The following is a 13,092-nucleotide window of genomic DNA, read 5'->3' as shown; positions in this document are numbered from 1 at the left end:
CATATATAGAGTGCCAAAATCGTAAAAAGTTTCAATTATTTTTTGGGAAAATTAGCACTTTTTTATCCTGAGTGCTAATGGGGGGGGAAGGGCCTTTCTCCTTAAAGCCCAGGGCAATTTTGGTCCAAAACAGCATTCTTAGAGGAAAAAAGAAGATATTCCTTTTCCGGTTTGGAAGAAAGATTAGCCGAAGTTTTAGACGTCCTAGACGATTCTTTCGATCCGGAAAGGAGAAATTTTGAACTCGGAGCCCATTCTGAAAAAAAATAGAGTACTTTTGATCCGCTGTAAAGACGAGGCGGGGTTGATCCATAGGATCACGGGATTTTTGGCAAATATTGGAGCCAATATTGTCGGAAACCAGGAATTCGTAGAGCCGCTGGAAAAAGTATTTTTTATGAGAACGGAATACTCTCTCGAGGACAGCAATCAAGAAGAGGGGTTACTCTCCGAACTTGCAAAAATACTTCCGAAAGATTCGGAACTTACTCTATCTAATCCTAAACTTCCTAAAGTGGTTTTACTTGCCACGAAAGAGCCTCATTGTTTGGGGGATATTCTTCTACGCTGGAGATACGGGGAATTACCCATGGAACTTTTGGGTGTGGTCTCCAATCACGAAATTTTAGGAGATCTGGTCCGGGACTTTAAACTTCCATTTTATCATATTTCCAGCGAAGCAGTTAGTCGAGAAGAACATGAAAAAGAATTGGATTCTTATTTAAAGAGACTTCAACCGGATTGGATCGTACTTGCGAAATATATGAGGATACTCACTCCGGAATTCGTAAAAAAATGGGAACATCGTATATTAAATATCCATCATTCGTTCTTGCCTGCATTCGTAGGAGCAAAGCCGTACGAGCAAGCATATAAGCGCGGAGTCAAGATTATAGGAGGAACCGCTCATATTGTGACCGAAAATTTGGACGAGGGTCCGATCCTAGTCCAAGACGTTTGTCATGTGGACCATGGTTATTCTCCGGAACGTCTGGTCTTGTACGGGAGGGATCTGGAGAAGGTGGTTTTGTCCAAGTCTTTACGTTTACTTTTGGAAGACAGGGTTATGATCTTCCAGAACAGGACTATTATTTTCGAATAAAACGGATCCGGTCCTGAATATTAATTATTTAGAATATATATGAAGTTAAAATACGTCGGCATTATTTTTTCCATACTACTTTCCTTTGTTCCTATCCTATTTTCATTCTACGGATATGTTCCGCCTTCGGTCGCTGGAATGTTTTCTATTTTTCTGATCGCGGCAGGATTATGGATCTTTGAAATAATTCCTGGGCATGCGACCTCTATTTTGATCATATTTTCCGAGATCATTCTTTTTTCCAATCCGGGTAAATGGGAATTTTTAAAAGAATATTCAGGTCCGGGAAAACCGACCACTCCGAGCGTATTTTTGGCATCTCTTGCGGATTCGGCAGTGATCTTGTTCTTGGGAAGTTTTGCTTTAGCTAAGGCCTGTGTAAAAGTAGGGGTGGATCGTTGGTTGGCAAATCGTGTCCTTCCTTATTTTGGGACTTCTCCTAAATATGTTTTACTCGGGCTAATGTGTATAACCGCAACTATCTCGCTTTGGATGAGTAATACCGCCACTGCATCTTTGATGATCGCATTGGTATTTCCTTTGCTCATGGTTTTGGACAAGGACGAAAAATTTAGAAAAGCGGTATTGATCGGAATTCCGTTTGCCGCGAACTTAGGGGGGATCGGAACTCCGATCGGTTCCCCTCCGAACGTGATCGCATTTGCAAATTTAAAGAACCAAGGATACGGAGAATATATTTCTTTCGGGACTTGGATGCTAGTTGCGGTCCCACTTTTGATCATTCTACTTTTTGCGGCCTGGTTTTGGCTTCTTCGGACTTTTCCGGCGAGTGAGGGTTTAAGTCTTTCTCTTCGTTACGAAACAATCTCGGAAGAAGGGGCCGAAAAAAGATTGAGATTCGTTTTGTTCGGATTTTTGGCAACGGTGTTTCTATGGTTGACAGAGTCTTTTCATGGGATCCCGGCTGGGGTAGTGGCACTAATCCCACTCCTTCTTTTTACCGCGTTCGGAATATTAGAAACCAATGATTTACGATCTTTGGAATGGGATGTGTTGATCTTAGTAGCCGGCGGGATTGCTCTCGGAACCGGGATAGAAAAAAGTGGAGCAGGGATTTGGTTCGGGGAATTGATCGGCAATCAAGCCGGACCTGGAGAAAGTCTTTGGGTATTGGGGATCTTCTTCTCTGTCGGGCTTTTTCTTTCCACATTCCTATCCAATACCGCTACCGCAAATCTTCTGGTTCCTTTAGCGCTTCCGGTTGCCAATTTGTTACTTCCCGGAAATGAATCCTATACGATTCAATTGGTTTTAGGGTCTGCGTTAGGCGCTTCTTTGGCAATGTCCTTACCTGTCTCCACTCCTCCGAATGCCGTTGCCTACGCAGTGGGAGGTTTTGAGATCAAGGACATGGCCGGAGTCGGGGTGAAGATAGGGATCTTGGGACTTGTTTTGGTCCTTTTTGGATTTTTAATTTTCAAATAATAGATCTTAAAAAGTACCCGTAAAATGTTCCGAATTCGGATCAAATATTTACTATTTTGTCTTAGGATTTTTATCCGTTCTACACCTTGAAAGTTTTCTTTCTTTTTTATTATTTATTTCCTAAATAAAAACATATCTAAAAACTGTCTGGAAAGATGCGGTTTTTTCGAAAACACTTCGTTCTCTCGATTCGGGTCCTTTTCCGTATTCCGTTTTTACTCTCGCTTTACTGTGCAGGAGTTCCGGAAAGTCCTTCCGGCTCCGAAAAACCTCCTGAAATACAATCAAACATCGTAGATACGATCGAAACCCGAATAGGAAAATTTTTCGGAAAAGAAGAAGATCCCGAAATAGTAAAAGTCCTCATAGGCGGGGATGTGATGTTTAACTGGGGGATCCGGGACACGATCAAGGCGAAAGGAGAATTGGCTCCGGTAAAAGGTTTAAAATCCGTTTTTGAAAGTGCAGACCTAAGAATTTTAAATTTAGAAACACCGGTGGTTTCCGAAAAAAGTTGGGACCATGGCAAGGCTTACGTCTTCCAAGCAAAAGAATCCGATCTGGAAAGTATGAGCTTTTTAGGAGTGGATCTTGTTTCCCTTGGGAATAATCACGCAATGGATCATGGTCCTGAAGGTTTGGAAGAAACTCTTAAATTTTTAGGGGAAAGAAAAATCGCTTCTATTGGGGCCGGAAAAAATTTAGAATTCGCGTTTCGTCCTTGGATTTGGGAAGGGAAGGATACGAATCTCAGAATTTATTCCGCCACTAATGTAGCGGAAGGTAGATCCCATTACGCCGGTCAAAGCCCAGGTGTTATGCCTTTGGATCCGGAGCTGATCTTGAAAAAGTTCCAGCTAGAAAAATCCCAACCGAATTCAGTGCGGAACGGATCTAAAAATTCTAAAGGAGATAAAAAATCGAAACCTGTTTCTCCCGGAAAACAATTTAGGATACTTTCTCTCCATTGGGGAGTGGAATATTCTCCTTTTCCGACGATCGAGCAGAGAAAGATCGCAAAGACCTTGGCCGACGGGGGATTGGATATTATCGTAGGGCATCATCCGCATATTCCTCAAGGTATCGAAAAAATAGGAAATACGATCGTATTCTATTCTTTGGGAAATCTGATCTTCGGAAGTAGGAACGCCTACTTAAATCATAACTTAATCGTAATACTCCATATCAAAAGAAATAAATTGATCAATATTGAGCTTGTTCCTATTTTCGGAAAATTCCAAAACGAGGACCATTTAGTCAGACCTTTAGAAGGAAAAGAAGCTCAGGATTTTTTAAAAGAAATCGCGGTCCTTTCCCAAGACCTGGGCACTAGGGTTCGGATCGAAGGAGACAGAGGTTGGGTGGAACTGGACTAAGCTAGGTAGGCCCAGTTTTCGATCCTCAGTCCTGGAATTTTTTGGAAATGTTTTTCGTTATTCGTAACTAAGGAATAATTCAAATACAAGGCTGTGGAACCGATGAGCAGGTCAAAGTCCTCTATGGAGTTTCCTTTTTTCTGTTGGATAGCTTTGAGTTCTCCGTACGTTTCCATGATTCCTTCGGTCAATTGGATCACCGGAAAAAGTTCCGCAATCCTTCGAACTGTAGCTAGATTTTTTTCCTTATAGGAGGATTTCTGGGCTCCAAAAATCAATTCCCCATAGGTGATTACAGAGATCGATTTGATGGAGTTTTTGCGGTTCAAAAAACTTTGCCGAACAATCGGATCTTCCTTTAAGCTATAAATGATGATATCCGTATCAATCAAATAGCTCATCTGCATCCTTTCCTAAGGTGTTCTTGGTTCTAGAGGAACGTATTTCTTGAACGATCTGGTCGGGACTTCTATCATCCATCCAGGAACCTGATAGCTCTAAGAAACCTAAGGTCTTACGTTCCGATTCTTTATTGTCATGTGCTAGATAGTTTTCGATCATAAGAACTACTTCTTGGCTTATGGATCTGTGTTCCATTTCTGCTCTCCTTTTTAATGCTTCGTAGAGCCTATCGTCTATGTCCCTGACTTGTAAGTTTGCCATATTCTGGACCTCCCAGAAAATAGTAGGTTTAGCTTCATGAAATCGCAAGCAAAATTCATGAAATATAGAGTCATATGGTAGAAAATAGATTCCTTCGTGTTTTGGAGAATCAAAGAATGCATTCAGAAGATGAAAATTAGAAATAGAGAAAGACTTTGGAATATTCATTCCAATTACGCCTTAGCACATTTTTGGGAGCTAAGACGCCCAATTCTATTCCACTTGACCCCTTGCCCCTAAAGCCGAAAATAGGACAAAATCCGGTTCTTCTGCTCGCCGCAACAACGCAGACGGGCATTTCCCATAGGAGAAACTTTTGAGAAACTACGAGATTACTACAATCACGCGTTCTACCGCGAAGGATATTGCTAAAACTGAAGTCCTTGAGATCTTCAAGAAGCATTCCATCAACGTGACCGCAGAAGAAGATTGGGGTCAAAAAAAACTTTGGCATCCGATCCAACACCAAGACTACGGAATATTCACTCACTTCAAAGTGAATGCAGAACAATCCGCCTTAGAAAAGGTAGAGCGGGACTTTGGTCTGAACCAAAATTTACTTCGCTCTATGATCGTCCGCCTCAATGGCTAACGATATCAATCGGGTGACCCTTGTTGGGCGCCTGACCCGTGATCCGGAATTTAAAACCGTAAACGGGACTTCCCTTGTGAATTTTTCTTTAGCGAACGGTCGCACGTATGTAACCGGCGGAGAGAAAAAAGAGGAAACTCATTTTTTCGACTGCGAGGCTTGGGGAAAAGGCGCGGATATCATCCAGCAATACTGCAAGAAAGGAAAACAACTCGTGATCGAGGGACGCCTGAAGCAGGATACCTGGGAAACCATGGAAGGCAAGAAGGCTTCCCGCATTCGTATCGTCGTGGAAAATTTTCAGATGATAGGCGGTGCTAGGGAGAATGGAGGCGGGGAGTACGGCTCATCCGCAAGTAGCGGAGCTTCTTCTTATTCATCTGCACAAGATGATATGGGAAGCCCGGGAATGGACGACGATATACCTTTTTAACGAGGACAACAATCATGTCAGATAACGAAATACAAGAAGAATTAAAGCAGGAAATGACTGCTGAGGGCATACCTCTAGACCAAGAAGGAGGACGCCCTCCAAAAAAACAAAACAAGTACAAGAAGAAAGTTTGCCGTTTCACAGCAGACCCTGAACTTGCTAAGCAGATCAATTATAAGAACACCGAACTTTTGGAAAGATTCATTACCAACCGCGGTAAGATCATTCCAAGAAGGATCACCGGGACTTCTGCAAAGTATCAAAGGATCCTTGCAAGAGAAATCCGCAAGGCGCGCAGCATCGGTCTTCTACCGTTCAAAGTAAACTAAGGAGAAACAAATGAGAGTAATATTACAAAAAGATGTTTCTAACTTAGGAGATGCGGGAGATGTAAAGGAAGTTGCCGACGGTTTCGCTCGTAATTTTCTTTTCCCTCAAAGACTCGCTGTAAGAGCTTCCGAAGGAAAGACCAAAATGGCTCTTCACCAGAAGAAACTTGCGGATCTCAAAAAGGAAAAACGCAAAAAAGATATGGAATCCGTATCGAGCGGATTGAACGGAAAAGAATTTGAAATTTCCGTTAAAACCGGAGGCGGGGATAAACTTTTTGGAGCGGTAACTCCTGCTGATGTGGCAGCTTTGTTAAAAACCGCGGGATTCGAAGTAGACAAGCGTAAGATCGAATTCCCAGAGCCTATCCGTAACCTAGGTTCCTATAAATTAAAAGTGCGTCTTGCAGAAGGTATCCTCCCGACTATCACTGTACATGTGAAGAAAGAGGAAGTCGTTTCTACCGAAGCGTAACCCGGAACAAGAATGCAATCCGACTCCTTGTTTGAATTGGAATCCGAGAAATCTTTTCTCGGGTTTCTGCTTCTTAAAGGAGCGGATAATCTAATCGATATTCCCCTCGTTCCCGAGGATTTTTACCAAGATACAAACAGAAGGATTTACAAGGCAATTCTGGACCTTGTGGACAAAAGGACCGCGGTAGATCCGGTTTCGGTTCTAAACTTCTTAAAAGAAAACTCTCTACTCAAAGATCCGGAAAGAGAATACGAATATATTTACTCCCTCTATAAGGATTCCGTAGTTTCCCATCCTTTGGGTTATTATGCGGAAAGGATCAAACGTCTTTCCGAAAGAAGAAAATATTCTAAATTATTAATGAACGCCCTGGAGCTGATCCAGAAAGAACCGGGTGAAAACGAATCCGTTTTCAACCAAATCGAACAGAGCCTTACCGAGGTTTCCAGATCTGCGGATGTAAAAGGACTTCTTCCTGTTTCTCAGGATAAGGCCGCACTTTCCGAATATATCAAAGATATCATGGAGAGTAGAGGTCAGATCAAAGGCCTCCGGACGAATTTTACCCAGTTCGATGAAATGACTTCCGGATTAAAGGAATACGAGATGATGGTCCTAGCCGCGAGGCCGGGTAACGGTAAGACTACCTTGGCCTTGAATATCGCATCCAATGTGGCTTTGATCCATAACCGACCTGTGGTCATCTTCTCCTTAGAGATGAGTCGAATGGAACTTCTACTCAAACTTGTGTGCTCCTATGCTCAGGTGGAATCCAATAAATTAAAACGTTCCGAAGTGACCAAGTCGGATGCCCCCAAACTAATCGATGCAATTATCAAGGTAACTTCTTCTCCCCTATATATCGATGACTCCGGAGCCTTGAGTGTGGACGATTTTAAGGGACGGGTACGTAAACTTCTCACCAATGAAACTCTTGGCCTTATCATCGTGGACTACCTGCAGCTCATGAACGATCCCAAAAACAGGGACGGGGGAAGGCAACAAGAGGTGTCTTCGATTTCCAGGGCACTCAAGCAGATGGCAAAAGAAGCAAGATGTCCCGTGATCGCACTTTCTCAGATGAACCGATCTATCGAACAGAGATCCAAGGACCAAAGACCTCAGCTTGCCGACTTAAGGGAGTCCGGCGCGATCGAGCAGGATGCGGATATTGTTACATTCATCTACCGGGGAGAGAAAGGAAAGGACGAAGAGGAAGATCCTAGAATGAAAGGGATGGCGGAGATCATCATCGCTAAAAACAGGTCCGGTCCAACCGGTTCTTTTCCACTTGCCTTCCGACCTGAACTTTCCAGATTTGATAACGTGTAGTCCGGCAAGGCCGGATTTCTACTGGGCCGTCTTTATTAATCGAAATGATGGCTCGGATTTTGTCCGTTCCGGAAAGAAGTTTTGGAACGAGCTTTTATAATACAAATTAAGGAACTGGATTCTTTGGAAGATTGGATTTTAGAAGGTTATAAAGCAAGAGCCTGGGCGGGAGAAACGTCCGAAGCACAAGAAGGAAAAACTCTAACTCTATTCGGCTGGTCTTTCCGATTCCGGGACCAAGGCGGGGTCATCTTCGTGGATCTCCGAGACAGGACCGGAATACTCCAAGTAGTGCTACGTAAAGAAATCTTGGGAGAAAACTTTGCGGCAGCGGAAAGGATCCGCTCCGAATATGTGATTGCTGTCCAAGGAAAATTGAAAAAACGTGATGCGGAAAGTATCAACCCCAAGATGAAAACCGGGACGATCGAGCTCGTAGCGGAACATCTGATTATTCTGAACCAGGCAAAAACTCCTCCATTTTCCTTGGATGAGTTCGAAGAGATCTCGGAAGAGAACCGACTCAAATACAGATACCTGGATTTCAGAAGAGACGAACTTAAAAACAGAATGTTAAAACGCCATGAGTTCGTATTTGCAATTCGTAATTATCTAAACTCACGTAAATTTGTGGAGATCGAGACTCCGATCCTGAACAAGTCGACTCCGGAGGGTGCACGCGACTTTTTGGTACCTTCTCGCTTAAACCCGAATTCATTCTATGCTCTTCCTCAATCTCCTCAGATCTTCAAACAGATCCTGATGGTGGGAGGAATGGAGAGATATTTCCAGATCGTAAAATGTTTCCGTGACGAGGACTTGAGAGCGGACAGGCAGCCTGAATTCACTCAGTTGGATATGGAATTCTCCTTTGTTTCCCAAGAAGAGATCCTTTCCGAAATAGAAGGTCTTTTTTCCCAAGTGATGAAGGATGTGTTCAGTCTAGATCTCAAGGGTCCATTTTCCAGAATGCCTTATAGACAAGCTATGGAAGAATACGGTTCCGACAAACCGGACCTCCGTTTCGGAATGAAACTGGTAGATGTTTCCGAGATCGTAAAAGATTCCGATTTCCAGGTGTTTGCAGGAGCGGTTGCGAACGGTGGAGTCGTAAAGGCGGTTTGTGTTCCGGGAGGTTCGGTGATCTCCAGAAAAGAGATCGAAGACCTGACTGCTTGGTTGAATAGAGATTATAAAGCGAAAGGCCTTGCCTACATGAAACACGGGGCAGAAGGACTAGAATCCACGATTACAAAACGATTTACTCCGGAAGCTCTTTCCAAGATCGCAAGCGCAGTCGGTTCGAAAGAGGGGGATATGGTCTTTTTCGGAGCGGACGAAAGAGAGATCGTAAACCATTCTTTAGGCGCATTACGTCTGAAACTTTCGGAAAGATTTGACAAACCTGCAGAAGGAAGCTTTCATATTTCCTGGATCGTGGACTTTCCGATGTTCGAGTGGAACAAGGACAGCAAACGCTGGGATTCCTTACATCACCCGTTCACTTCTCCGGGAGATTCTAGTTTGGAAATTTTTTCTTCCGAGGAAAGACTCCAAAAAGAAGCGGGAAATGCGCTCGCAAAGGCATACGATCTGGTGCTAAATGGTGTGGAGATCGGTGGAGGTTCCATTCGTATCCATTCCAAAGATGTGCAGAATCGAGTCTTCTCCACTTTAGGGATTGGGCCGGAGGAAGCGAAAGAAAAATTCGGCTTCTTATTAGAGGCCCTGGAATATGGGGCTCCTCCTCATGGAGGGATTGCTTTCGGAATAGACCGGATCTTGATGCTCTTGACCGGCGGAAAGTCCATCCGAGACGTGATTGCATTCCCTAAAACCCAGAAGGGCGTTTGTTTAATGAGCGAATGTCCGTCTGAAGTGGAAGAGAAACAGCTCCAAGAATTGAAGCTTAGGTTGATAAAGGTTTAATCATATCAGGAAAGAACAATTTACTTTCGAAAACCAGGACTTGTATCGTAAGATCTGCGGGATCAACGATACGGGTGTCAGAAATTTGGAAAAACAATTGGAGATCGATCTGATCCCAAGGGGCAACGGTTTCCAAGTGGAAGGAATCCCTACAAAGGTGGATTTCGCCCTGGATTTTTTCAGATTATTGGAAACCAATTATCGGGACAGACCGGATCGGGATTTTACGGATTCCTTCGATTTCGGTTATCTTCTTAAACAAGCCACTCGGGAAAAAAAGAAGGAAGAGCGTAAGTCCGACGACGAGCCTTTCAAACCCACTGAAAAGATACTTACCACTTACAAGGGAAAACATCTTTATTCCAGGACTAAAAACCAGGAAAAGTATATTCAATCTTTCTTAAATAATCTGATCACTTTCGGGATCGGTCCTGCGGGAACAGGTAAAACATTCCTATCAGTAGCAATGGCTTGCAGGTTTTTGCAGAATGGGATCGTGGATAAGATCGTTTTAACAAGGCCGGCGGTCGAAGCGGGAGAAAATCTCGGTTTTTTACCTGGGGATTTGAACCAAAAGGTGGATCCGTATCTTCGTCCCGTTTATGATGCTTTGAACGAATGTATCGGTTTCGAAAAGACCCAAGAATATATCGCACTTACTAAAATAGAGATTGCACCGGTCGCATTTATGAGAGGAAGGACTCTTTCCAAAAGTTTTATCATTTTGGACGAGGCCCAAAACTGTACTCTTGCTCAGTTAAAGATGATTATGACCCGTTTGGGCCGCAATTCTCGGATGTGTATCTCCGGGGATGTGACCCAAATCGACTTAGAACATGGTAGATCCGGATTCGATCGTGTGGTAAGCTTGTTCAGACAGACCGAAGGAATTGGCCAGGTGTTTTTCGGAAAAGAAGATATCACGAGACACCCTCTGGTTGAAACCATCGTGAGGAAGTTCGAGGAATTGTAATGTTTCCCTTGGGATCACTTTTAGAAAGAGGAATGGCTTGGATCACGGATACCCTGACCAAGATCCGTCCGATTTCTTTCGTGAGAAAATTCCAGGTAATTCTCACGGCGATCACTTTGATCATCGTGACCTGGATGCTTGCGATCCCGTTTTTCGGTCAGGACAAAATTAATCTTTCTCAGGATGGTCCTTATTCGGAAGGCAAGAATGCTTTGGATAAGGTCGTTTCCACCAAAGATATCGTTTATGAAGACGAAGAAAAAACGAGAGCAAAAAGGCTGAAAGCCTTTCAATCCGCTCCGAATTTTTTTGATCGAGACTATCGGGTTTTAACCGATGTAATTCGCCCTGCGATCCAAGAGGATATGGAGAAATATAGGGAACCGAAGCCAACGGGAGAAGTGAAAACTTCCGCGGAATTATTGGCCGCGGTTCCTAGATGGAAGAATAGATCCAAAGAAGAGCTGGAACTTCTGCTCAAAACCCCGGGCAAGTCAAGGGTCAGGGATCTAGTCCAACAATATAGTAATTTAGTTTTTTCTAATTTTTGTATTTTAAGAGACCAACCGGCGGATTATTCCGCTATCCGTTCCGCGGAAGCTCGGATCCGCAATTCAGGCGCAAGCGGGAATAAGGAGCAGATCTCTTCGGTAGAAGGAACTCTTGTAATTCCTCGTATGTATCTCTATAGAGACAGCGCTACGGTAGAAATTCTCAACCGTTTGGCCGCGGAAAAATTACAGGCCACGGATCCTCAGCTTCTTTCCGTTATCCAAAAACTCGCGCTGACTTATGTGTATTCGAACCCTGCTTGTACTTACAACGCGGAAGAAACCAAAAACCAAAAACAAGCCGTTATGGACAGAACCGAGCCTGTGAGTAGCAGGATCAATGCGGGAGAAACCATCGTCAAGGCCGGGGAGATCATTACTCCGGATATTTATAAGAAATTGCTGATAGTGAATAGATACGCCACTCGAGCAAACATCGCGTCCATCATTTCTATTCTTCTCATTCAATCCATTTTTGTAATTATTGTATACGCGTTTTTGAAGAAGTACAATCCGAAACGATTGAACGACGTATCGAGTAACGTGATCGTGTTCACGTTAATCTGGTCTTTGGTGCTCTGGACGTATTTAGCTTCCAAGGCTTTTTTTAGTTTTGAGAATAGTTACGATTCCGTCTTTTATTTCGCGCTGGTGATACCGACAGGAATGGTTTGTTTGATCCTATCCATGATCTATGACGAACAATTATCGATCGCGATCGGGTTTTTCCTTTCGTTCTTTGTGTTCGCAGCTTCCAGATATAATCCTACTTCTTTCATTCTTGCTTTCGTAATGACAGTGGTTGCCGCCACTTACGGAAGAAAGATGAGAAAGAGGATCGATTTTATCAAGGCCGGGTTCTATATGGCCTTGGTCCAGATGCTCATCTCTTCCTCCGGGTACCTGTTCGATTCCAGGAATTATTGGGTAGCGGTTCCTTCCGGCTCTCATTTGAGAGATCTTTGGGAATCGAATATATTCAGGTTATATTTATTATGTTTAGTGAATGGGTTTGTCTGTTCCACATTGACCCAGCTGCTTCTTCCTATTTACGAGTATGTATTCAATATACCTACAAGATTTAAGCTGATGGAACTTGCGGATACAGGACACCCGTTACTGCAGGATTTACTGACCAAGGCACCTTCTACTTATACTCATACTTTTTTAGTGGCTGCTATGTCGGAAAGAGCGGCTCAAAACTTGGAATTAGATTGGCTATTGACTAGAGTGGGTGTGTATTTTCACGATATAGGTAAGATCCCGAATGCAGGATTTTTCGTAGAGAACCAGCATTTGATCCCTAAAAAGGAAAACATCGATAAGAATAATCCTGCAAAAGCGGCAAAGATAGTCATTGATCATGTCTTGGACGGCATCGAGATGGCTAAAAAAGCTAGGCTTCCGCGGGAAGTGATCGATTTTATTCCGGAACATCATGGAACTTCTACCATGGCTTTCTTTTATCATAAGGCGCTTGCGGAACTTTCTCCCTCTCAGAAGAAGAAACTCAAAAAAGCGGACTTTCAATATCCGGGACCGAAACCTCAGAGAAAAGAAACTGCGATCGTCATGATTGCGGACAGCTTGGAGGCTGCGAGTAGATCCTTGGAAGAAGTGACACCCGAATCTTTAGACGCTCTTATCACTAAGATCGTAAACGGCAAGTTGGCGGAAAACCAATTGGACGAATGCGGACTTACATTAGGAGATCTGGAAGTTGTAAAATCTTCCTTTAAGGAAGTTCTTCTTTCTAGTCTTCACTCTCGACCTAAATATCCGAAACCTGAGGATACAAAAGCATTAGAGGAGAAGAATAAAAATATCTTGGGGAAACAGGCCCCAAAGAGCCACTAATTTGTTCGAGTTCTCTTCGGATTTCGATCCG

13 protein-coding genes are annotated in these 13,092 nt (G+C 43.4%); 11 read left to right on the top strand and 2 right to left on the bottom strand.

Features of this window, described 5'->3' with window-relative positions:
- Positions 1–238: 238 nt before the first annotated feature.
- From purU to AB3N61_RS10795, 3 genes are all read left to right on the top strand, one after another.
- On the top strand, positions 239–1,102 hold the full coding sequence (purU, locus tag AB3N61_RS10805) for a formyltetrahydrofolate deformylase (protein ID WP_367897565.1): 864 nt from the start codon (positions 239–241) through the stop codon (positions 1,100–1,102).
- A 39-nt stretch (positions 1,103–1,141) separates the two neighbouring features.
- On the top strand, positions 1,142–2,548 hold the full coding sequence (locus AB3N61_RS10800) for an SLC13 family permease (RefSeq protein ID WP_020770639.1): 1,407 nt from the start codon (positions 1,142–1,144) through the stop codon (positions 2,546–2,548).
- A gap of 155 nt (positions 2,549–2,703) precedes the next feature.
- Positions 2,704–3,924 (top strand): CapA family protein, encoded by a 1,221-nt coding sequence (locus AB3N61_RS10795; RefSeq protein ID WP_367897564.1) that lies wholly within the window; start codon positions 2,704–2,706, stop codon positions 3,922–3,924.
- Here AB3N61_RS10795 and AB3N61_RS10790 read toward each other — a convergent pair.
- Together AB3N61_RS10790 and AB3N61_RS10785 are read right to left on the bottom strand one after the other, a co-directional pair.
- Positions 3,921–4,325, bottom strand: a complete 405-nt coding sequence (locus AB3N61_RS10790; RefSeq protein WP_367897563.1) for a type II toxin-antitoxin system VapC family toxin — start codon at positions 4,323–4,325, stop codon at positions 3,921–3,923. The two genes, AB3N61_RS10795 and AB3N61_RS10790, sit on opposite strands and share 4 nt — an antisense overlap.
- The gene (locus AB3N61_RS10785; protein ID WP_367897562.1) at positions 4,309–4,587 is read right to left on the bottom strand and encodes a FitA-like ribbon-helix-helix domain-containing protein; all 279 of its coding nucleotides are present in this window, start codon (positions 4,585–4,587) and stop codon (positions 4,309–4,311) included. The genes AB3N61_RS10790 and AB3N61_RS10785 overlap by 17 nt, the downstream gene beginning before the upstream one ends.
- Positions 4,588–4,903: 316 nt before the next feature.
- On the opposite strand from AB3N61_RS10785, the gene rpsF reads away from it, so the two are divergent.
- From rpsF to AB3N61_RS10745, 8 genes are all read left to right on the top strand, one after another.
- The gene (rpsF, locus tag AB3N61_RS10780) at positions 4,904–5,179 is read left to right on the top strand and encodes a 30S ribosomal protein S6 (protein ID WP_036090335.1); all 276 of its coding nucleotides are present in this window, start codon (positions 4,904–4,906) and stop codon (positions 5,177–5,179) included.
- Positions 5,172–5,612: a single-stranded DNA-binding protein gene (locus AB3N61_RS10775; RefSeq protein WP_020770685.1), complete on the top strand. Its 441-nt coding sequence runs from the start codon at positions 5,172–5,174 to the stop codon at positions 5,610–5,612. The genes rpsF and AB3N61_RS10775 overlap by 8 nt, the downstream gene beginning before the upstream one ends.
- Before the next feature lie 14 nt (positions 5,613–5,626).
- Positions 5,627–5,941, top strand: a complete 315-nt coding sequence (rpsR, locus tag AB3N61_RS10770; protein WP_020770767.1) for a 30S ribosomal protein S18 — start codon at positions 5,627–5,629, stop codon at positions 5,939–5,941.
- A gap of 10 nt (positions 5,942–5,951) precedes the next feature.
- Positions 5,952–6,416 carry a 50S ribosomal protein L9 gene (gene rplI / locus AB3N61_RS10765; RefSeq protein WP_020770849.1) on the top strand — a complete coding sequence of 155 codons (465 nt, stop codon included), beginning with the start codon at positions 5,952–5,954 and terminating at the stop codon, positions 6,414–6,416.
- 12 nt (positions 6,417–6,428) lie between these two features.
- A complete protein-coding gene (dnaB, locus tag AB3N61_RS10760; RefSeq protein WP_020770672.1) occupies positions 6,429–7,751 on the top strand; it encodes a replicative DNA helicase in 1,323 nt (440 codons plus the stop codon).
- Positions 7,752–7,874: 123 nt separating this feature from the next.
- Complete coding sequence (gene aspS / locus AB3N61_RS10755) at positions 7,875–9,680, top strand: aspartate--tRNA ligase (protein WP_036090417.1); 1,806 nt, start codon at positions 7,875–7,877, stop codon at positions 9,678–9,680.
- 4 nt (positions 9,681–9,684) lie between these two features.
- Positions 9,685–10,653 (top strand): PhoH family protein, encoded by a 969-nt coding sequence (locus AB3N61_RS10750; protein WP_036090330.1) that lies wholly within the window; start codon positions 9,685–9,687, stop codon positions 10,651–10,653.
- Positions 10,653–13,061 carry an HD family phosphohydrolase gene (locus tag AB3N61_RS10745; RefSeq protein ID WP_020770825.1) on the top strand — a complete coding sequence of 803 codons (2,409 nt, stop codon included), beginning with the start codon at positions 10,653–10,655 and terminating at the stop codon, positions 13,059–13,061. Before AB3N61_RS10750 ends, AB3N61_RS10745 begins: the two co-directional genes overlap by 1 nt.
- The last annotated feature ends 31 nt before the right edge of the window (positions 13,062–13,092 follow it).

Origin of the sequence: Leptospira sp. WS58.C1, assembly GCF_040833995.1 — a bacterium.
GTDB classification, from domain to species: domain Bacteria; phylum Spirochaetota; class Leptospiria; order Leptospirales; family Leptospiraceae; genus Leptospira_B; species Leptospira_B cinconiae.
The sequence above is the reverse complement of the archived record's forward strand: the minus strand, read 5'-3'. Positions and strand labels throughout refer to the sequence as shown.

Coding starts and splice junctions, on each gene's coding strand:
- AB3N61_RS10745 (WP_020770825.1), top strand. CDS start 10,653: ATGTTTCCCTTGGGATCACTTTTAGAAAGAGGAATGGCTTGGATCACG.
- AB3N61_RS10785 (WP_367897562.1), bottom strand. CDS start 4,587: ATGGCAAACTTACAAGTCAGGGACATAGACGATAGGCTCTACGAAGCA.
- AB3N61_RS10795 (WP_367897564.1), top strand. CDS start 2,704: ATGCGGTTTTTTCGAAAACACTTCGTTCTCTCGATTCGGGTCCTTTTC.
- rpsR (WP_020770767.1), top strand. CDS start 5,627: ATGTCAGATAACGAAATACAAGAAGAATTAAAGCAGGAAATGACTGCT.
- rplI (WP_020770849.1), top strand. CDS start 5,952: ATGAGAGTAATATTACAAAAAGATGTTTCTAACTTAGGAGATGCGGGA.
- AB3N61_RS10790 (WP_367897563.1), bottom strand. CDS start 4,325: ATGAGCTATTTGATTGATACGGATATCATCATTTATAGCTTAAAGGAA.
- AB3N61_RS10775 (WP_020770685.1), top strand. CDS start 5,172: ATGGCTAACGATATCAATCGGGTGACCCTTGTTGGGCGCCTGACCCGT.
- dnaB (WP_020770672.1), top strand. CDS start 6,429: ATGCAATCCGACTCCTTGTTTGAATTGGAATCCGAGAAATCTTTTCTC.
- AB3N61_RS10800 (WP_020770639.1), top strand. CDS start 1,142: ATGAAGTTAAAATACGTCGGCATTATTTTTTCCATACTACTTTCCTTT.